Source organism: uncultured Marivita sp. (genome assembly GCF_947488135.1).
GTDB lineage: Bacteria > Pseudomonadota > Alphaproteobacteria > Rhodobacterales > Rhodobacteraceae > Marivita.
In genome coordinates, this window is the sequence record NZ_CANKYW010000006.1 from 58,632 (window position 1) to 77,296 (window position 18,665).

Consider the following 18,665-nt stretch of genomic DNA (forward strand, 5'->3'; position numbering starts at 1 on the left):
CATTGATAGGCCATGAAGCGCGAGGCCGATCTTTATCCGCATATCAAGGCGTATCTCGAAAGACAGGGCTTTACCGTCAAGGGAGAGGTCGGCGCGGCGGATCTTGTCGCAACGCGCAGCGACGATGAGCCGGTGATCGTGGAACTGAAACTGCGATTGAACCTGACCCTGTACCATCAGGCCGTTGCGCGTCTGGCCATCACCGATCTCGTCTATCTTGCGGTGCCGAAACCTTCGGGCAAATCCGCCCGTCGGGCGCTTAGGGAGAACACGATGCTCTGCCGCAGGCTCGGGCTTGGGTTTCTGACGGTTCGCAAGGACGGCGCGGTCGAGGCGCAGTGCGATCCGGGCCCGTACGCTCCGCGCAAGAACGCGAAAAAGCGGGCGAAGCTTTTGCGGGAATTCGACCGGCTTGAAGGTGATCCCAACGACGGAGGCGCGACAAGGCACGGGATCGTAACCGCCTATCGGCAGGATGCGTTGCGCTGTGCCTTGTACCTGGCCGAAGCGGGAGCCGAAAAAGGAGCCATCATCGCCAAGGCGACCGGCGTGGAAAACGCCACGACGCTGATGCGCGACAATCACTACGGATGGTTCGAGCGGGTGGAAACCGGGGTCTATGCCCTGACGCCGCAGGGGCGTCAGGGCTTGGCCGATTGGGGCGACAGCCTTGGATAGATCGCAATTGGTTGACGTGCGGTGCGGTGAGCGTCACTCCACCTTGATCGTGGTCTGCGCAATGCCGCTTCGATCCTGCCGGATGAAATACTGCACCACGTAATCCCCCGGAGTTTCAGGTACGGTGAGTGTCGCCGGATTGCCGTTGCGCGTGTAGGCCCAGCTTTGCCACTGCGCACCGCCGGAGGCCCCCACCGGGCCAAGGCCGATATAGTCTTCGGCATAGTCCGGTCCGGTCCAGCCGATCTGAATCGTCGATCCGGGCGCTGCGGTCGCAGGAGCGGTCAGTGTCGCCTCCACCGGTGTGACCGTGATGGGAATTTCCGCGATCGCATTGCGGTCCTGCCGGACGAAGTAGCGGATGACGTAGTCACCGGCGGCGGCAGGCACCAACAGCCGCGCCGGGTTTCCGTCACGGGTATAGACCCAGTTCTCCCATTGGTTCGCGCCGGATGCATCTACGGCCCCTATTCCGAGGTAATCCTCGGCGTAGTCCGGTCCTGTCCAGGTGACTTCGATGGTCGATCCCATCGGTGCTTCGGATGGCGCGGAAAGCGATGCCTCGACTGGTTTCAGAGTGATTGGAACCGAAACCAGCGGCGTGCGATCCTGCCGCTGGAAATAGGTGATCAGGTAGTCGCCCGGCTCTGTCGGCATGACGAGATCGGCGGGATTGCCGGTTCGGGTGTAGACCCAGTTTTCCCACTTGTTGGCACCCGACGCGTCGGCTTTGCCGATGCCGATGTAGTCTTCGTCGTAATCCGGCCCGGTCCAGGTGACCTCAATCGTCGATCCGATCAAAGCTTCGGACGGTGCAGTGAGGCTTGCTTCCACGGGCTTCAGAGTGATCGGGACGGATACAAGCGGGGTTCTGTCCTGTCGCTGGAAATAGGTGATCAGGTATTCGCCGGGCGTCGCGGGCATGACCAGTTTGGTCGGATTGCCGGTGCGGGTGTAGACCCAGTTCTCCCATTGGTTGGCACCCGACGCGTCGGCCCTGCCGATGCCGATGTAATCCTCGTCGTAATCCGGCCCGGTCCAGCCGATCTCGATGGTCGACCCGACCGCAGCCTCGCTGGGGGCGACAATACTGGCGGTCACATCTGTCGCGGTGAAGGCGACGGTCGTCAAAGGCGTGCGATCCTGTCGCATGAAATAGGTGATCTTGTAATCACCCGGTTCAGCCGGAACCGTCAACTTCACCGAGGAGCCTGACGCGACATAAGTCCAGTTTTCCCACTGATTGGCCCCGTCAGCACCGACTTTGCCGATGCCAATGTAGTCTTCCTTGTAGTTTGGTCCGGTCCAGTCCACCGTAATTTCGGACCCGGCGGGCGCTTCGGGTACGGTGCTCAGCGTCGCGGTGGCCGGGGTGACCATGATCTGTGTCTCGCCCAGTGCCTCGCGACCTTCGCGTTTGAAGTAGCGGATGACATGCGGCCCCTCCACAGGCGGAACGACCAGATCTACAGGATTGCCCGATGCGGTATAGGACCAGTTGCGCCACATATTCGCGCCGTCCGCATCCGCCGCGCCGATGCCGATATAGTCGTCTTCATAGTTCGGCCCGTCCCATCCGACCTGGATGGTGCTGCCTGCCACGGCGGTTGCCGGTGCCAACACGCGCGCTGTTTCTTGTGGCTCGGGGAAGGCGACCTGGACAGAGGCGGCATCGCCGATGGCGACGAATTGACGGGTCATCTCCATTTCGAGCGCGGTGCTGTAGGCGATTAGCGTGTAAGATCCCTCGGGCAGTTCGAGTTCCAGCGGGTTGCCCTCGGTATCGCTCAGAACCGTGCCTGTGTTGCTTGTCAGTTCCCAAAGGACCGGGCCGGATACCAGCGTTTCTGACCCTTCGATGACGGCGGTCAACGTGGTCGGAACCAATGCGGGTTCCGGTTCGGGCTCAGGGGCTGCGGCCGCGACTTGGGTTAGTGCGGCGGTGAGCTGATCCGCCGTGTCGGCAGTAAGGAATTGCCCGCCGGTTTCTTCTGCGATGCACTGCATCTGTGCCAAAGCCTCGGCGTCGGAGCCAACGTCGAATCCGATCACATGCGCGGTGAAGTCGATCCCGGCCTCTTCAAGCAGACGCGCCGTGGCGCAAGGATCGGGATTGCAGGTCTCGACTCCGTCGCTGACGAGGATGACGGTCGCCTTCTCCTCGGTATAACGCAGTGCCTGCGCGGCGGCGATCACGGCATCGGCCATTGGTGTCTTGCCCAGCGGTTTTATCGCGTTCACGGCATTCGCAATCTGCCCTGCCGTTCCGGGTGCCGGTGCGACGACAGTTTCGATATCGGTGCATTCCCCGCGTTCCCGATGTCCGTAAACCGTAAGGCCAAGCCCCTGTTCCGACGGAAAATCCGACAGCAGGTTGCCAACCACCTCTTGCGCGATGGTGATCTTCGCGACCCCGTCGATCTGGCCCCACATTGACCCGGACCCATCCATGACAAGCACGGTATTGGGTTGGTTTTGCGCAGTGGCCATCGTGGCGAGGAAGGTCAGGGAAAAGGCTAGGGCAGATCGCATCGCGGCGTCCTCAAATCTCGGGTTTCAATGGGAGCAGAAAAACACTTTCGACGCGATCTGCACAGTCCCTTGGCGGTCTCGGCCGAAAAATCTGCGAGGCTCTCGATATTGATGTTGCCCAAGTCGAAGGCGAACGGTTAAAATTTGTGCAATACCGGCCTGCGGCAGGTCTGGGCGAGCGTTTCGGTGTTGTTATCCGTTTCGTTTCCCGAGGCTCTGACGCAGTTTGGCGCGGAAAAAATGGGGATATACCAAATGCTGAAACACACACTTGCGGCTGTCGCCGCCACGCTGAGCATGGCCGGATCCGTCTTTGCCCAGACGGATTTGCCCTTCGCGCTCGACTGGAAATTCGAAGGTCCAGCCGCGCCGTATTTCGTTGCGATCGACAACGGACATTTCGAAGCGGCCGATCTCTCGGTCGAAATCTCTGCGGGGCAGGGATCGCTCGACGCTATTCCGAAAGTTGCGACCGGCGCGTTTCCGGTCGGCTTTGCCGATATCAATTCGCTGATCAAGTTTCTTGACCAGAACCCCGGCGCACCCGTGACGGCCGTGATGATGGTGTACGACAAGCCGCCGTTCGCAATCATTGGCCGGAAATCCCTTGGTGTCGAAGTTCCGAAAGACCTCGAAGGACGCGTGCTTGGCGCGCCGCCCCCCGATGGTGCCTGGGCGCAATTCCCGGCTTTTGCCATTGCCAACGATCTGGATGTCGACGCGATAACGGTTGAGCCCGTTGGCTTCCCGACGCGAGAGCCCATGCTAGCCGAAGGCAATGTGGCAGCCGTCACAGGCTTTTCGTTTTCGTCTTACCTGAACCTCGTGCGTCTTGGAGTGCCGGAAGAGGATATCTCGACCATCCTGATGGCGGATTACGGCTTGGCGCTCTATGGCAACGCCATCATTGTGAACACCGATTTCGCCGAAGCAAATCCCGAGGTGATCACGGGCTTCCTCGGAGCGATTGCGGCCGGTTGGAAGGACGCGATTGCGGACCCGGCCTCTGCTATCGAAAGCCTGATCGAACGCAACCCGGCCGCCGATGCGGAACTCGAACAACGCCGTCTTGAACTGTCCATCGACGCCAATGTGGCGACCGAGTACGCGCTGGCGAACGGTATGGGGGGTATCGACGCGGACCGCATGGCCAAGTCGCTGGAGCAGATCGCCCAGACCTACGAATTCCAGAACGCACCAGATGCGAGCCTGTATTTCACGGATGCCTATCTGCCTGACGCCGACGCGCGGATGCTGAAGTAAAAAATCATCGGGCCAACTGCGGATCGCGTTGTTGGCCCAAGAAACAAGGCGCAGCGCGTGTCCGAGAATCTTATTGAAATAAAGGGCGTGCGCCACGCCTATCAGACCAAGGCCGGGCCTCTTCCCGTTCTTGATGGTCTTGAGTTGAGCGTGCCCGAGGGCGGGTTTGCCGCTGTCGTTGGTCCTTCGGGATGTGGCAAGTCCACCCTGACACGGTTGATCGCCGGGCTGATGAAACCTGACAAGGGCGAGGTGTGGTTGCACGGCGATTTGGTCAAAGGGCCGAAATCGACCGTGGGCATGGCCTTCCAAAACCCCGTTTTGCTGGAGTGGCGCACCATTTTGCAAAACGTGATGTTGCCGCTCGAGATCGTGCCGACGAAGATGTCAAAACGGGAACAGGAAGAGCGCGCACGCAAATTGCTTGCGCTGGTCGGGCTGGAGGGCTTCGAGGACAAACGCCCCAGCGAATTGTCCGGCGGTATGCGGCAGCGCGCGTCGCTCTGCCGGTCCATCGTCCACAAGCCCGAAGTTCTGATCCTTGATGAACCCTTCGGCGCGCTGGATGCCTTCACCCGCGAAGACCTGTGGCAGACCATGCACAAGGTCAAAGCCGAAGAGCCTTTTACCGGCGTGCTCATCACTCATGACCTGCGGGAGTCGATCTTCCTCGCGGATCAGGTCGTGGTGCTGTCCGGTCGGCCCGCAAAGACGCAATACGTGATGGACGTGCATCTGACGGGGCAAAGAGACATCGAACATCTCTACACGCCTGAATCCGCCGAGGCGCTCAACATCCTGCGTCACCAGATCCAGATCGCCCAAGGGCGCACCGATGCCGGGGAGGTGGCCTGATGACCATTCGCAATATCCTTGTCCCGGTCGCGGCCTTGGCTCTTTTCGGTGTCCTTTGGGAACTGCTGGTCTGGGTGAATGGCTGGCCGAATTACGTCATGGCATCGCCGTCTGACCTGCCGCCTGCCTACGCGCGTTATTGGGAGCTGTTCATCGTCATGGGGTGGCAAACGCTTTGGCGTACGGTTGTCGGTCTCGTGCTCGCCATCGTGGTTGGCGTGCTTCTTGGCATGGTGATGGGGTTTTCCAAACTCATGCGCGATGCTCTGTATCCATTGCTTGTGGGTTTCAACGCCATCCCCAAGGCAACGCTGGTGCCGATCGTCGCGCTGCTTTTCGTGGGGCAGCACAATTTCAACACGGTGATGATCGCGTTCCTGATTTCGTTCTTTCCAATCGCTGTTTCGGTGTCGATCGGGCTGAGTACGCTCGAACCGGAATACCGCGACATTCTGCGATCGCTCGGCGCGTCCAAGACGACGATCTTCTGGAAGATCGCGTTGCCGAAGACTCTGCCCGAGTTTTTCGGTGCCTTGAAGGTGGCTGTGACGTTGGCGTTTATCGGCACCAACCTCATGGAGATCGTGTCTCCGCACGGGCGTGGGCTTGGCGCGCTGTTCGACTCCGGCAAGACCAATTCGGATTATCCGCTGATGTTTGCCGTCCTGATCGCGCTCGCGCTGATGGGGATTGTTCTCTATTACGTGGTCGTCGCGTTGGAGAAGATCTTTGCAGGCTGGGCAGAGCGGTCCCCCAGTTATTGATCGACCCGAGCTACGATCGGCCCAAACCCCGAAAAATTGGCCACAAGCGTGTTGACTCGCGAAGTCGCGATGCCTAGTTATCCGCCGTTAGCACTCGACTGACGAGAGTGACAACAGTCCTTCGGGGAGCGAGGGACTTTAGTGGAAACTTTGAGCAAGGAGACTCGAAGATGGCATTCAAACCGCTTCATGACCGCGTGCTGGTCCGTCGCGTTGAAAGTGACGAAAAAACTGCTGGTGGCCTGATCATTCCAGATAGCGCCAAAGAAAAGCCGGCAGAAGGCGTGGTTGTTGCGTGTGGCGAAGGCGCGCGCAAGGATAGTGGCGAGCTGATCGAGATGGCTGTCTCGGAAGGCGACAAGATCCTCTTCGGCAAGTGGTCGGGCACGGAAGTGACGGTCAATGGCGAAGAACTCCTGATTATGAAGGAGTCGGACATCCTCGGCATCATCACGGACGACGCGGCGGCCAAAGCTGCCTGAACGCCCGTTTTGATCGCAAACGAAACCCTCTGACTACATTAGTGGAGACCTATGATGTCTGCAAAAGACGTAAAATTTAACACAGACGCGCGTTCGCGCATGCTGAAAGGTGTCAACATTCTTGCTGACGCCGTGAAAGTGACCCTCGGCCCGAAAGGCCGGAACGTGGTCCTCGACAAATCCTTCGGCGCGCCGCGCATCACCAAGGACGGTGTCTCTGTCGCCAAGGAAATCGAACTGGAAGACAAGTTCGAGAACATGGGCGCGCAGATGGTGAAGGAAGTCGCTTCCCGCACCAACGACGAAGCCGGTGACGGCACCACAACCGCGACTGTTCTCGCTCAAGCCATCGTCAAAGAAGGCATGAAGTCGGTCGCAGCGGGCATGAACCCGATGGACCTCAAGCGCGGTATCGACCTCGCGACATCCAAAGTGGTCGACGCGATCAAAGCGGCGGCACGTGACGTGACCGACAGCGACGAAGTCGCCCAGGTTGGCACCATCTCTGCAAACGGCGAGGCCGAAATCGGCCGTCAGATCGCCGACGCGATGCAGAAGGTCGGCAACGAAGGCGTTATCACCGTCGAAGAAAACAAAGGCCTCGAAACAGAGACCGACGTTGTCGAAGGTATGCAGTTCGACCGTGGCTACCTCAGCCCCTATTTTGTCACCAATGCTGACAAGATGACCGCAGAGCTGGATGACTGCATGGTCCTGTTGCACGAAAAGAAACTGTCGTCGCTCCAGCCGATGGTTCCGCTGCTCGAGCAGGTGATCCAGTCGCAGAAGCCGCTGCTGATCATCGCAGAAGATGTTGAAGGCGAAGCGCTGGCGACCCTCGTGGTCAACAAGCTGCGCGGCGGCCTCAAGATTGCTGCCGTGAAAGCACCGGGCTTTGGCGATCGTCGCAAGGCGATGCTTCAGGACATCGCTATCCTGACCGGCGGCCAGGTCATCTCCGAAGACCTCGGCATGAAGCTCGAGAACGTGACGATGGACATGCTTGGCTCCGCCAAGAAAATCCAGATCACCAAAGACGAGACAACCATCGTCGATGGCGCTGGCCAGAAGTCCGAGATCGAGGCACGCGTGGCCCAGATCCGCAACCAGATCGAAGAGACCACGTCCGACTACGACCGCGAAAAGCTGCAAGAGCGTGTTGCGAAACTCGCAGGCGGTGTCGCTGTCATCCGCGTTGGCGGCATGACCGAGATCGAAGTGAAAGAGCGCAAGGATCGCGTTGACGATGCTCTGAACGCAACCCGTGCGGCCGTTCAGGAAGGTATCGTCGTTGGTGGCGGTGTCGCTCTGGTTCAGGCAGCGAAGAAGCTTGACGGTCTGACAGGTGCGAACAGCGATCAGAACGCCGGTATCGCCATCGTGCGCAAGGCTCTGGAAGCACCTCTTCGCCAGATCGCGGAAAACGCAGGTGTCGACGGTTCCGTCGTTGCAGGCAAGATCCGCGAAAGCGAAGACCTGAAGTTTGGCTACAACGCGCAGACCGACGAATATGGCGACATGTTCAAGTTCGGCGTGATCGATCCGGCCAAGGTTGTCCGCACCGCGCTTGAGGATGCATCCTCGATCGCTGGCCTGCTGATCACCACCGAAGCGATGGTTGCCGACAAGCCGCAAAAAGAAGGCGCAGGTGCTGGTGGCGGCATGCCCGACATGGGCGGCATGGGCGGCATGATGTAATCAGGCCGGATTTCGCATCGCGGAATCTTACCTCGAAACTTTCGCAAAGGCGCCTTCGGGCGCCTTTGTCATGCCTGGGGTTACTTTCTCTGATCCGCGTCGTTTCAGCGTCAGAAACATCGGCATAGCTTTTCGCCCGTGACCCTATGGCGTCCGGTTCCGGCGCGCGCTACCCAAGGCCATGCGCCTTGTTTTGCTCACATCCCTTACCATGATCGCCTTTGCCGCGAACTCGATCCTGAACCGGGTCGCGCTGGCAAATGGCGACATCGACGCGGTTGCTTTCGGCGTTGTCCGGGTGTGCGCCGGGGCGGTCATGCTGGTAGGGCTTGTGTATCTCCGTCGTCGCCCGTTGTCATTCGGAGGTCCGGGCAGGGCGGTCGGTGTTGTCTCCCTTCTCCTCTATATTTTCGGGTTCTCGCTCGCGTATCAGAGCCTTGATGCCGGGCTGGGAGCGCTGATCCTGTTCGGCATGGTGCAGATCACCATGTTCGCAGGATCGCTGATCGGCGGCGAGCGACCGGCTCTGCAACGTTGGGCCGGGGCGATCTTGGCGTTCGGTGGGTTGGTCTGGCTGCTCTGGCCAGGCCAGAGTGCAGCGCCCAGTCTCGGCCATGCGCTTTTGATGGCCGCTGCCGGGATCGGCTGGGGCGTTTACTCTCTGAACGGACGCGGTACTGGTGACGCTCTTGGCGCGACAGCAGCCAACTTCGCTCTGGCGGCGGGTATCGCAGTCGGTGTCGTGATCATCGCTGGTATGATGGGGGCCGGTACGTCGCTTGCCTCCGCTAGCACCTTCGGTTTCGGCATGGCGATCCTGTCAGGTGCGGTCACGTCTGGTCTGGGTTACGCGCTGTGGTACACCGTGCTTCCCCAACTGCGCGGCAGTACGGCCGCGGTGGCGCAATTGACCGTCCCGGTCATTGCGATGGCGGCCGGAGCGGTGCTGTTGTCCGAGGATCTGGGCATGCGTCTGTTGATCGCAGCGCTTCTTGTGCTCGGAGGTGTCCTCATCGCCGTAACGTCGCGCCGCTAGGCTCTTTCTAAAGGGGCAGACACAGCGTATCTGAGCGGAATGATCCGTGCCCTTGGCCTTTCCATCGTCACCTCGCTGCTGATCTCGGTTGCGGGATCCGCCCGGGCGGAGTGTGTGATCCTCCTGCACGGTCTCGCGCGGACGGAAACGTCGTTTGTTCTGATGGAGAATGTGCTCGAGGCCAAAGGCTATTCGGTCCATGCCCCGGGTTATCCGTCGACGTCTGCGCGTATCCAGACTCTCGTTGACGAAACGCTGCCCGCCGCAGTGGCAAGTTGCGGGAACGACAGGGTGCATTTCGTCACCCATTCGATGGGCGGCATCCTGCTGCGGCTCTGGCTCAAAGACAACCGTCCGGCCAATCTGGGGCGGGTGGTCATGCTGGCACCGCCGAACCAGGGCAGCGAACTTGTGGACCAGCTTGGCGGGCTTGAGCTTTTCGAATGGCTCAACGGCCCGGCGGGTCAGCAGCTTGGAACGTCGCCGAACGATCTGCCGAAATCCCTGCCGCCGGTTGATTTCGAACTCGGGGTGATCGCCGGAAACAGGTCGCTCAACCCGTTCTTCTCGAGCCTGATTCCGGGTGAGGATGATGGCAAGGTTTCTGTCGAATCCACGAAGGTCAAAGGCATGCGATCGCACCTGACGATGCCAGTGACCCATACCTTCATCATGCAAGCGCCTTCGGTAATTGCCCAAGTAGATCTGTTTCTTCGCACAGGGCGCTTCGATCCGGAACTCGATTGGACCGATGCGATCAATTCCGAAGAATTGGTCTGCATCTTCGGCATCTGTCCGGAGCCGTTGGATGGCAATTGAGTGCAGGATCGTCGGCGCGTCGGTTCTGACGCCGGAGGGATGGAGCACCGATGCCCTGTCCATTGGCGATGGTGTTATCCTCGCCCCGGACGCTGGCCCCGATATCGACCTGTCCGGCTACCAAGTCCTGCCGGGGATCGTCGACGCGCATGGCGATGGGTTCGAACGCCACATGGCCCCGCGCCGTGGCGCCCTGCGCGAGGCGCATCATGGCGTGATCGCCGCCGCGTCCGAGCTTGCAGTGAACGGAATCACAACTGCCGTCCTTGCACAGTTTTTCAGCTGGGAAGGCGGGATGCGTGGCCCGGATTTTGCCGAACACGTGTTCGAAAGCGTGTGTGCCGTCAGGCCGACCGTGCCTGTCGATCTGCGCCTACAGTTGCGGTTGGAGACCCATCTTATCGATGAATTCGCCCGGGCCGAGGCCGCGATTGATCGGTTCGGTATCGGCTATGTCGTGTTCAACGATCACCTGCCGCATCAGCGTTTGTCCGAAGGCCGCAAGCCACCGCGTTTGGCGGGTCAGGCATTGAAAAGCGGACGCAGCCCCGAGGCCCATCTGGCATTGATGCAAAATCTTCATGCGCGGTCCTCCGAGGTGCCTGCCCAGTTGGACAAGTTGTCGGCAAGTCTGCGCGGCCGAGGCGTCGTGATGGGCAGCCATGACGACCAGACGAAGACAGACCGAGATATCTGGGCAAAACGTGGCGCCAGCGTCAGTGAATTTCCCGAAACGCTCGAGGCGGCGGAGGCAGCCCGGACGGACGGTGCCCATATCGTCCTGGGTGCGCCGAACGTGGTCAGAGGCGCGAGCCATGCCGGAAATATCGCCGCATTTGACTTGGTGGCCGAGGGACTGTGCGACGCTCTGGCTTCCGACTACCACTACCCGTCACCCTTGCGCGCGGCCTTCCGGTTGGAAGAGCTTGGGCTTTGCGACCTGGCAACGTCCTGGCGTATGGTATCCGCTGGTCCCGCGCTAATGCTGGGATTGCGAGATCGCGGTGACCTGGTGCCGGGGAAACGAGCCGATCTGATCGTTCTCGACCCCGAGACGCGCCGCGTCGTCGCGACGATCGCAGGCGGAGAGGTGGCCCATATGTCAGGGCCGGTTGCGGATCGGTTTCTTCGCCTCTGACCCCTAGCCGCGCTTGATGTGGTTCACGTGACCCATCTTGCGGCCCGGTTTTGTCTCAGACTTTCCATACAGGTGGATCGCGCAGTCCGGCGTCTTGGCAAGCTCAGGCACCCGGTCCATGTCGTCCCCGATCAGGTTCTCCATCACCACATCCGCGTATCGCTGCCCGTCGCCAAGCGGCCAGCCCGCGATGGCGCGGATATGCTGTTCGAATTGGTCCACAGCGCAGCCGTTCTGCGTCCAGTGGCCGGAATTGTGCACGCGCGGGGCAATTTCGTTCACGATCAGGCCGTCTGCTGTCACAAACAATTCGACCCCCATCACGCCCACATAGTTCAGCGCATTGGCGATTTCCGCCGCGATCAGAACCGCATCGGTGCGCTGGTTTTGGCTCAGCCGTGCGGGAACGGTCGTCGTGCGCAGGATCCCGTCGGAATGCACGTTCTCACCGGGATCGAAAGCGGCGACGGCGCCATCGAGGCTTCGTGCGGCAATGACAGACACTTCGTGCGCGAACGTGACGAACGCTTCAAGGATTGCAGGTGCGCCTTCCATGTCCGCCAAGGCCTGCGCGGCATCGTCGGGCGACATGATCCGCGCTTGCCCCTTGCCGTCATAGCCAAAGCGCCGCGTTTTCAGGATCGACGGTGTGCCGATCTCGGCCAAGGCGGCGTTTAGGCTGGCAGCGTCGGTGATATCCGCGAAAGGCGCTGTGTTGAGACCAAGGTCCCGCAGAAACATCTTTTCCGTCAGGCGGTCCTGGCTGACGCGCAACGCCTCCCGCCCGGGATGGATTGGGGCGAGGTCCTGAAGCAGGTCAAGTGCCTCTGTCGGGATGTTTTCGAATTCGTAGGTGATGATGTCGACGGACTCGCCAAATGCACGCAAGGCCGCATGATCGTCATAGGCGGCGATCGTCACTTGGTTGGCCACCTGTCCCGCCGGAGGGTTCGCGCCCGGCTCATAGATGTGGCAGCGAAACCCAAGACGACTGGCTGCTACCGACAGCATCCGGCCAAGCTGACCACCGCCGATGATGCCGATGGTCGATCCGATGGGAAGAGTCAGTGTCATTCGTTTATCCGTCGTCAGAGGGCGCGTCGGGGATTGAGGCCGAAAGATCCGCGCGCCATTGGTCAAGCCGCGCGGCAAGGTCTGCGTCTTGAAGCGCGAGAATGCCCGCCGCCATGAGCCCGGCATTGGCCGCCCCGGCCGCACCAATGGCCATCGTCGCCACCGGAAAACCGCGCGGCATCTGGAGTATGGAGTAAAGGCTATCCACACCCGAGAGCGCCCGGGTCTGTACGGGAACGCCGATCACCGGGACGCGCGTCTTGGAGGCCATCATGCCTGGCAGATGCGCGGCACCACCGGCCCCGGCAATAATCACCTGCAAACCACGGTCAACGGCGGTCTTTCCGTATTCCCAAAGCCGGTCAGGCGTCCGGTGGGCAGACACGATCTTGGACTCGTACGGCACACCAAGAGCGTCGAGCATTTCGGCGGCCTCTTTCATCGTTGGCCAGTCCGATTGACTGCCCATGATGATGCCCACTTTGATCGGTTCTGACATGGCGGATTTGCCCCTTTAGGAGTTCGGAGCGCGCACTATAGCCAGATCGGATCGCGGGGCAACTCGCGCCAACATTCAGGCGATGATGTCCGGGAGCAGGCGGTCCTCGATCAGCGCGATCTTGTCCTTGAGCACCAGCTTTTTCTTCTTGAGACGCTGCAAGGTCAGCTGATCGGCGGTGCCTGTGGCCTGCAAGGCGCGAATGGAATCGTCCAGATCGCGATGCTCTCGACGGAACACCTCGAGCTCCACCCTCAGGACATCATCTGTTTTCATCGACAGATCAGTAGGAGCATTCATGACGCTGCAAATTCCCTGCAAGTGGCTGAGAGCGATAAGATAACCCCATTCCCCGTTTTCGCAAAGCCCTTGCGTCCGCGCCGTCGCGTCCCCATATTTCAAACAGACCGGTCGCCGAAACGGGGCCGTGGCAACACAGTCGCTTTATGCAAAAGGACGTGTCGATGACGAAATTGACCTTGGGATCCTATCCCCATCTGCTCGGGTTCGAGCAACTGGAACGCCTTCTGGAACGCACTGCGAAGTCCGGCAACGAAGGCTACCCACCCTTCAACATCGAACAAACTTCCGAAGGCGCGTATCGGATCACGCTCGCCGTCGCGGGCTTTCGGGAACAAGATCTGTCCATAACCGTTGAGGACAGACAACTGGTCATCAGAGGTCGTCAACAGGATGACGCTGCTGACCGCGTGTTCCTGCATCGCGGGATCGCCGCACGCCAGTTCCAGCGGAGTTTCGTTCTTGCTGACGGTGTCGAGGTGGGAGAGGCGATCATGGAAAACGGGTTGCTGCATGTCGATCTGACGCTGTCGCGTCCCGAGACCGTGGTTCAGACAATCCAGATCAAGAAGGGGTAGACCATGAATACGCCGTTTGACTTCAAAGATGCAGACCAATCCAACCTCGTTTATGTTCGACCCGTGGCTGTGGCGGACCTGCCAGAAGACGTGCAGGACGAGATCGGGGATCAGGAAACCATCTATGCCGTGCACCGCGCCGATGGCGAACGCCTCGCGCTCGTGAAGGACCGAAAGCTTGCCTTCATGCTGGCACGGCAGAATGACTTTGCACCTGTGACGGTGCACTGAAAGGTTTTCGAAGCGCCGGACGATATCGGCGCTTCATGGCTCAACGCTTGTATTTCGCTGCATCTGTCGTGAGCGAAGCCTGAACACAAAAGGGGCAGGCATAAGCCCACCCCTTTTCGGTACTTGCAACGGTAAGTCTACTGACCAGCGATGAGTCCGAGACTTTCCAGCTTCAGAATGACTTGGTGCGCGCAGTTGTCGACTTCGACATTTTCGGTCTCGACGCGCAGTTCCGGGTCTTGCGGAACATCATACGGGTCCGAAATCCCTGTGAATTCCTTGATCTTGCCCTCGCGCGCCAGCTTGTAAAGACCCTTGCGGTCGCGGCGCTCGCACTCTTCGATGCTTGTCGCGACGTGGACCTCTATGAAGGCACCGAACTGCTCGATCTCTTCACGCACCGCGCGGCGCGTCGTTGCGTAGGGCGCGATCGGGGCGCAGATGGCGATCCCGCCGTTCTTGGTGATCTCGCTGGCGACATACCCGATGCGGCGGATGTTGAGATCACGGTGTTCCTTTGAGAAACCCAATTCTGAAGACAGGTTTTTCCGCACGATGTCACCATCGAGCAGCGTGACGGGCCGGCCTCCCATCTCCATCAGCTTGACCATCAAAGCGTTGGCGATGGTGGATTTGCCCGATCCGGACAGGCCGGTGAAGAATACCGTAAAGCCCTGTTGCGAACGCGGCGGTTTTGTCTTGCGCAACTCCGTGACGACTTCGGGGAAGGAAAACCATTCCGGGATGTCCAGCCCTTCTGACAGTCGACGACGAAGCTCTGTGCCCGAGATATTGAGGATGGTCACATCGTCCTTATCGGCAATCTCGTCCATCGGTTCGTACTGGGCGCGTTCTTGGACGTAGACCATGTGTTTGAAGTCGACCATCTCGATGCCGATCTCGTCCTGGTGTTCGCGGAACAGATCCTGGGCATCGTAAGGTCCGTAGAAGTCCTCTCCGGCGGAATTCTTGCCCGGGCCCGCGTGGTCACGTCCGACGATGAAATGGGTGCAGCCGTGGTTCTTGCGGATCAGCCCGTGCCACACCGCTTCGCGAGGGCCAGCCATACGCATGGCGAGGTTGAGAAGGCTCATGGTCGTTGTGGATTGCGGATACTTGTCCAGCACCGCCTCGTAGCAGCGCACACGGGTGAAGTGATCGACGTCGCCCGGCTTGGTCATGCCGACAACGGGATGGATCAACAGGTTGGCCTGCGCCTCCTTCGCGGCGCGGAACGTCAGTTCCTGGTGCGCGCGGTGGAGCGGGTTGCGGGTCTGGAAGGCGACGACCTTGCGCCAACCCAGCTTGCGGAAATACGCCCGCAATTCGTTCGGCGTGTCGCGGCGCGCGCGAAAGTCATAGTGGACAGGTTGCTGGATGCCAGTCACCGGCCCGCCCAGATACACCTTACCTGCCTTGTTATGCAGGTAATTGACTGCCGGATGCGCATCATCATCCGCACCGAACACCTTTTCCGCCTCGCGCGCCTTGTTCGGCACCCAGCGGTCCGTCACGGTCATCGTGCCAAGGATTACCCCTTCCTGATCCCGCAGCGCGATGTCCTGTCCGATTTCGAGGTTTTCGGCAAAACTCTCTGACACATCGAGCGTGATCGGCATGGGCCACAGCGTGCCGTCCGCCAGCCGCATGTTTTCGACGACGCTGTCGTAATCTTCCTCACTCAGGAATCCCTTGAGCGGGTTGAACCCACCATTCATCAGCAATTCCAGATCGCAAATCTGGCGCGGCGTCAGGTCGTGACTGACCAAGTCGCCGGCCTCGACCTTGAGTTTTTGCGCGCTGTCATACGAGACGAAGAGTTCCGGGATCGGGGCGAGGTTTTGAGGGTACATTGGTTTGCTCACTATACGATTTTGCGCGCTGGTTACGCCCGGTCCTGCCTCAAAGTCCAGCGACAAGGGCGCGTACCGGCGGATTTGGACGGATTGTGCGGGATTTACGCCAGAATTGGCGGTCACATGCAAACACATGCCGCACTAAGCCGATCAAGGGTGACGCAAGAAGGGCCTGTTTTTCGGAACTCTGGGTGTTGGTTATTCCGCCGCCGATGTCTGTGCGCCATATCCCAACGGTTCGGATACATCCTTGCCGGCATCGTCCCCCTGTTCCGCGAGGAAGCGTTCCGCTTCGAGCGCGGCCATGCATCCCATTCCCGCACTTGTCACGGCTTGGCGGTACTTGTGGTCGGTCAGGTCGCCCGCTGCGAAAACGCCCGGGATCGAGGTTTCGGTGCTGTCGGGTTTGGTCACGACATAGCCGCCCATATGCGTTTCGAGCGTATCCTTCACCAACTCGTTCGCGGGTGCGTGGCCGATGGCGATGAATACACCCTTGCACGGAATTTCGGTGATTTCGCCGGTGTCCACATGCTTGACCCGCACGCCTTCGACGCCTTTGGGCATGTCGGTGCCGAAAACCTCGTCAAGCTGGTGGTGCCAGAGCGTTTCTATCTTTGGGTTCTTGAACAGCCGGTCCTGTAGGATCTTTTCGGCCCGCAATTCGTCGCGGCGGTGGATCAGCGTTACCTTCGAGGCAAAGTTCGTCAGGAAAAGCGCCTCTTCCACGGCCGTGTTGCCGCCACCGATCACGACGATTTCCTGTCCTCGATAGAAGAACCCGTCACAGGTCGCACAGGCCGAAACACCGAACCCCTTAAACGCCTCTTCCGACGGCAGGCCGAGCCACTTGGCACGGGCCCCTGTGGCGAGGATCAAAGCGTCCGCCGTGTAGACCGTGCCGCTGTCCGACTGGGCGGTGAATGGGCGCTTGGAAAGATCAAGCGAGGTAATGACGTCGCCAATGATCTCGGTGCCCATCGCACGGGCGTGAGCCTCCATCCGGACCATCAGATCGGGGCCTTGTACCTCGGTGTCGCCCGGCCAGTTCTCGACCTCAGTGGTTGTGGTTAGCTGACCGCCAGGCTCCATCCCCTGAACGAGGATCGGCTCCAGCATGGCGCGGCTCGCGTAGACACCCGCAGTATAGCCCGCAGGACCGGAGCCTATGATCAGAACCTTGGTGTGGCGTGTGTCGGACATGGGGCAGCCTCGCATTTCGGCAGAAAGTTACTATTCTGATTATTCGATATATGCCCCTGTTCCCCGGTTCGCAAACCAAAGCGCGCCGCTGCGGTGCGATACAATCGACCCCAGCAAAAATTTAGGATTGTTGCGCGAGGTTGAAACAATATTGCGCGCGCTTGGCCGATGCTATAACAAAGGCGAAAAAGAAGGGGTGTCAGGATGCCATCACATCGGTTGGATCCAATTGATCGCAAAATCTTGGCCGAACTTCAGGCCGATGGGCGCATGACGAATGTCGAATTGGCCCGTCGGGTCGGAATATCGGCACCACCGTGTCTGCGTCGCGTGCGGACGCTGGAAGAGCAGGGTTTCATCCGCGGATACCATGCAGAAGTCGATCCACGAGAGCTTGGCTTCGAGGTGCAGGTCTTTGCGATGGTCGGGTTGCAAAGCCAGGCCGAAGCGGATTTGCGCGCGTTCGAGGATCGTTGTCGGGGCTGGCCTTTGGTGCGTGAGTGCCACATGCTCAACGGTGAAGTGGATTTCATCCTGAAATGCGTGGCGCCGGATCTCAGCACCTTTCAGAGTTTCCTGACCGGTGATCTTTTGACCTCTCCCAATGTGGGCAGCGTCAAGACATCGCTCGTTATACGTGGCGCAAAAGACGAACCCGGGGTGCCCTTCGATATCCTTGAAGCCCGTCTTGGCGACGGTGGTTGAGCGCCGAAACGGTCTCAGGCGACTCGCAAGGTTTCGATGACGCTCCGTGTGGTGCGCGGGAAGGCAAGATCGCCGAACCCCTCAAGGTCATTCAAATGGCCGAAGATAGACAGCATCATTTCGCGGACAGATGCCCCGATTTCGAGCGTTGACACGCGACCGGGATGGTAGCTTTCCATTTCGTAGCCGTTGGCGCGGACTATCCCGTGACGTTGGAGCGCAAAATGATATAGCTGCACTGGCCCCTGCGGCGTGATCTCCAGCACACGGTCACCATCGATATAATCTGAAGCAGGTGCAAGCACCGCGTCGCAATTCAGCAGATCACTGAAACGATCTTGTCGAATGACCATTCTTGCGGCCGGGCCAAGCAAGAGATCACTTTGATCCATGTCGATGCCGGGCAAACGGAGCAAATGGGTGAGAGAGGTTGTGTCGCTTGCGAAATCGGGAAGATAGCTGGTGCTGCCTTTCCAGACGAGAGGCTGGGGGCCCCGGTGGGTTTCGATCAAATCGCCGGGAATCAGATCCTCAACCGCGATCGGACCCATCACGGTAGAAATCAGTGTACCACGTGCAAAGGCAGAAGCGCAGGCTTCGAACGTCGGAGTCGCCGGCACGGTAAACGTGGTTTCCGAGATCGACTGATCGGGCAGGAGTGCGGCAGCCTCGATGGTGCGTGTGAGAGGAAGGTCGCGTCGAGGCTGCCCGTCAAACGTGGCAATTTGATCGGTGGAAACCGCATAGGCGTTGTAATCTGTCGTCACTTCGCGATCGGGTGAGGTCTGGGCCATGTGATCCCTTAATCGTTAGGTCACATCCGCGTTGGCCCCCACCAACAACACCAGAAGGACGGTGCAATGTCTTGAGTAGAAAGATGACCCCAAGCCGTTTGATTCGTCAAAAAACAAAGAAAATTGGCCGCGAAACCGCGACCAATTCAAGAAGGCTCAG

19 protein-coding genes are annotated in these 18,665 nt (G+C 59.7%); 12 read left to right on the forward strand and 7 right to left on the reverse strand.

What is annotated here, in order from left to right; genetic code table 11:
* Nucleotides 1–12: 12 nt before the first annotated feature.
* A complete protein-coding gene (locus Q1B16_RS16155; protein ID WP_299791065.1) occupies nt 13–678 on the forward strand; it encodes a DUF2161 family putative PD-(D/E)XK-type phosphodiesterase in 666 nt (221 codons plus the stop codon).
* A 33-nt stretch (nt 679–711) separates the two neighbouring features.
* Here Q1B16_RS16155 and Q1B16_RS16160 read toward each other — a convergent pair whose 3' ends face one another.
* Entirely contained in the window at nt 712–3,210 is a 2,499-nt protein-coding gene (locus Q1B16_RS16160) for a VWA domain-containing protein (RefSeq protein ID WP_299791068.1), read from the reverse strand.
* 255 nt (nt 3,211–3,465) lie between these two features.
* Here Q1B16_RS16160 and Q1B16_RS16165 point away from each other — a divergent pair, with 255 nt between their 5' ends.
* The 8 genes from Q1B16_RS16165 to Q1B16_RS16200 all read left to right on the forward strand — a co-directional run bounded on the left by Q1B16_RS16165 (nt 3,466) and on the right by Q1B16_RS16200 (nt 11,265).
* A complete protein-coding gene (locus Q1B16_RS16165; RefSeq protein WP_299791070.1) occupies nt 3,466–4,473 on the forward strand; it encodes an ABC transporter substrate-binding protein in 1,008 nt (335 codons plus the stop codon).
* A 57-nt stretch (nt 4,474–4,530) separates the two neighbouring features.
* Entirely contained in the window at nt 4,531–5,328 is a 798-nt protein-coding gene (locus Q1B16_RS16170) for an ABC transporter ATP-binding protein (protein ID WP_299791072.1), read from the forward strand.
* A complete protein-coding gene (locus Q1B16_RS16175; protein WP_299791589.1) occupies nt 5,325–6,092 on the forward strand; it encodes an ABC transporter permease in 768 nt (255 codons plus the stop codon). Before Q1B16_RS16170 ends, Q1B16_RS16175 begins: the two co-directional genes overlap by 4 nt.
* Nucleotides 6,093–6,262: 170 nt before the next feature.
* The gene (locus tag Q1B16_RS16180; RefSeq protein WP_299791074.1) at nt 6,263–6,574 is read left to right on the forward strand and encodes a co-chaperone GroES; all 312 of its coding nucleotides are present in this window, start codon (nt 6,263–6,265) and stop codon (nt 6,572–6,574) included.
* 54 nt (nt 6,575–6,628) lie between these two features.
* Nucleotides 6,629–8,272, forward strand: coding sequence for a chaperonin GroEL (gene groL, locus Q1B16_RS16185; RefSeq protein ID WP_299791076.1), 1,644 nt, complete (start codon nt 6,629–6,631; stop codon nt 8,270–8,272).
* A 193-nt stretch (nt 8,273–8,465) separates the two neighbouring features.
* On the forward strand, nt 8,466–9,308 hold the full coding sequence (locus tag Q1B16_RS16190) for a DMT family transporter (RefSeq protein WP_366140158.1): 843 nt from the start codon (nt 8,466–8,468) through the stop codon (nt 9,306–9,308).
* A gap of 39 nt (nt 9,309–9,347) precedes the next feature.
* Entirely contained in the window at nt 9,348–10,127 is a 780-nt protein-coding gene (locus Q1B16_RS16195) for an alpha/beta fold hydrolase (RefSeq protein ID WP_299791081.1), read from the forward strand.
* Entirely contained in the window at nt 10,117–11,265 is a 1,149-nt protein-coding gene (locus Q1B16_RS16200) for an alpha-D-ribose 1-methylphosphonate 5-triphosphate diphosphatase (protein WP_299791084.1), read from the forward strand. Before Q1B16_RS16195 ends, Q1B16_RS16200 begins: the two co-directional genes overlap by 11 nt.
* Before the next feature lie 3 nt (nt 11,266–11,268).
* Here Q1B16_RS16200 and Q1B16_RS16205 read toward each other — a convergent pair whose 3' ends face one another.
* The 3 genes from Q1B16_RS16205 to Q1B16_RS16215 all read right to left on the reverse strand — a co-directional run bounded on the left by Q1B16_RS16205 (nt 11,269) and on the right by Q1B16_RS16215 (nt 13,138).
* Nucleotides 11,269–12,339 (reverse strand): 5-(carboxyamino)imidazole ribonucleotide synthase, encoded by a 1,071-nt coding sequence (locus tag Q1B16_RS16205; protein ID WP_299791087.1) that lies wholly within the window; start codon nt 12,337–12,339, stop codon nt 11,269–11,271.
* 4 nt (nt 12,340–12,343) lie between these two features.
* Nucleotides 12,344–12,838, reverse strand: coding sequence for a 5-(carboxyamino)imidazole ribonucleotide mutase (gene purE, locus Q1B16_RS16210; protein ID WP_299791090.1), 495 nt, complete (start codon nt 12,836–12,838; stop codon nt 12,344–12,346).
* Between the two features lie 75 nt (nt 12,839–12,913).
* Nucleotides 12,914–13,138 carry a DUF465 domain-containing protein gene (locus Q1B16_RS16215; RefSeq protein WP_299791093.1) on the reverse strand — a complete coding sequence of 75 codons (225 nt, stop codon included), beginning with the start codon at nt 13,136–13,138 and terminating at the stop codon, nt 12,914–12,916.
* Nucleotides 13,139–13,302: 164 nt separating this feature from the next.
* On the opposite strand from Q1B16_RS16215, the gene Q1B16_RS16220 reads away from it, so the two are divergent.
* Together Q1B16_RS16220 and Q1B16_RS16225 are read left to right on the forward strand one after the other, a co-directional pair.
* Complete coding sequence (locus Q1B16_RS16220; RefSeq protein WP_299791096.1) at nt 13,303–13,716, forward strand: Hsp20 family protein; 414 nt, start codon at nt 13,303–13,305, stop codon at nt 13,714–13,716.
* A gap of 3 nt (nt 13,717–13,719) precedes the next feature.
* Complete coding sequence (locus Q1B16_RS16225) at nt 13,720–13,947, forward strand: DUF1150 family protein (protein WP_299791099.1); 228 nt, start codon at nt 13,720–13,722, stop codon at nt 13,945–13,947.
* 137 nt (nt 13,948–14,084) lie between these two features.
* On the opposite strand, the gene Q1B16_RS16230 is transcribed toward Q1B16_RS16225, so the two are convergent.
* Together Q1B16_RS16230 and trxB are read right to left on the reverse strand one after the other, a co-directional pair.
* Nucleotides 14,085–15,800, reverse strand: a complete 1,716-nt coding sequence (locus Q1B16_RS16230) for a bifunctional sulfate adenylyltransferase/adenylylsulfate kinase (protein WP_299791102.1) — start codon at nt 15,798–15,800, stop codon at nt 14,085–14,087.
* Nucleotides 15,801–16,001: 201 nt separating this feature from the next.
* A complete protein-coding gene (trxB, locus tag Q1B16_RS16235) occupies nt 16,002–17,006 on the reverse strand; it encodes a thioredoxin-disulfide reductase (protein ID WP_299791105.1) in 1,005 nt (334 codons plus the stop codon).
* 204 nt (nt 17,007–17,210) lie between these two features.
* On the opposite strand from trxB, the gene Q1B16_RS16240 reads away from it, so the two are divergent.
* Nucleotides 17,211–17,711 carry an Lrp/AsnC family transcriptional regulator gene (locus tag Q1B16_RS16240; protein WP_299791108.1) on the forward strand — a complete coding sequence of 167 codons (501 nt, stop codon included), beginning with the start codon at nt 17,211–17,213 and terminating at the stop codon, nt 17,709–17,711.
* A 14-nt stretch (nt 17,712–17,725) separates the two neighbouring features.
* On the opposite strand, the gene Q1B16_RS16245 is transcribed toward Q1B16_RS16240, so the two are convergent.
* Entirely contained in the window at nt 17,726–18,505 is a 780-nt protein-coding gene (locus Q1B16_RS16245) for a Hint domain-containing protein (protein WP_299791111.1), read from the reverse strand.
* Nucleotides 18,506–18,665 lie beyond the last annotated feature (160 nt).

Excerpts from the sequence above, each read along its gene's own strand:
- Q1B16_RS16155 (WP_299791065.1), top strand. The coding sequence starts at position 13 with ATGAAGCGCGAGGCCGATCTTTATCCGCATATCAAGGCGTATCTCGAA.
- Q1B16_RS16160 (WP_299791068.1), bottom strand. The coding sequence starts at position 3,210 with ATGCGATCTGCCCTAGCCTTTTCCCTGACCTTCCTCGCCACGATGGCC.
- Q1B16_RS16165 (WP_299791070.1), top strand. The coding sequence starts at position 3,466 with ATGCTGAAACACACACTTGCGGCTGTCGCCGCCACGCTGAGCATGGCC.
- Q1B16_RS16180 (WP_299791074.1), top strand. The coding sequence starts at position 6,263 with ATGGCATTCAAACCGCTTCATGACCGCGTGCTGGTCCGTCGCGTTGAA.
- groL (WP_299791076.1), top strand. The coding sequence starts at position 6,629 with ATGTCTGCAAAAGACGTAAAATTTAACACAGACGCGCGTTCGCGCATG.
- Q1B16_RS16195 (WP_299791081.1), top strand. The coding sequence starts at position 9,348 with ATGATCCGTGCCCTTGGCCTTTCCATCGTCACCTCGCTGCTGATCTCG.
- Q1B16_RS16200 (WP_299791084.1), top strand. The coding sequence starts at position 10,117 with ATGGCAATTGAGTGCAGGATCGTCGGCGCGTCGGTTCTGACGCCGGAG.
- Q1B16_RS16205 (WP_299791087.1), bottom strand. The coding sequence starts at position 12,339 with ATGACACTGACTCTTCCCATCGGATCGACCATCGGCATCATCGGCGGT.
- purE (WP_299791090.1), bottom strand. The coding sequence starts at position 12,838 with ATGTCAGAACCGATCAAAGTGGGCATCATCATGGGCAGTCAATCGGAC.
- Q1B16_RS16215 (WP_299791093.1), bottom strand. The coding sequence starts at position 13,138 with ATGAATGCTCCTACTGATCTGTCGATGAAAACAGATGATGTCCTGAGG.
- Q1B16_RS16220 (WP_299791096.1), top strand. The coding sequence starts at position 13,303 with ATGACGAAATTGACCTTGGGATCCTATCCCCATCTGCTCGGGTTCGAG.
- Q1B16_RS16225 (WP_299791099.1), top strand. The coding sequence starts at position 13,720 with ATGAATACGCCGTTTGACTTCAAAGATGCAGACCAATCCAACCTCGTT.
- Q1B16_RS16230 (WP_299791102.1), bottom strand. The coding sequence starts at position 15,800 with ATGTACCCTCAAAACCTCGCCCCGATCCCGGAACTCTTCGTCTCGTAT.
- trxB (WP_299791105.1), bottom strand. The coding sequence starts at position 17,006 with ATGTCCGACACACGCCACACCAAGGTTCTGATCATAGGCTCCGGTCCT.
- Q1B16_RS16240 (WP_299791108.1), top strand. The coding sequence starts at position 17,211 with ATGCCATCACATCGGTTGGATCCAATTGATCGCAAAATCTTGGCCGAA.
- Q1B16_RS16245 (WP_299791111.1), bottom strand. The coding sequence starts at position 18,505 with ATGGCCCAGACCTCACCCGATCGCGAAGTGACGACAGATTACAACGCC.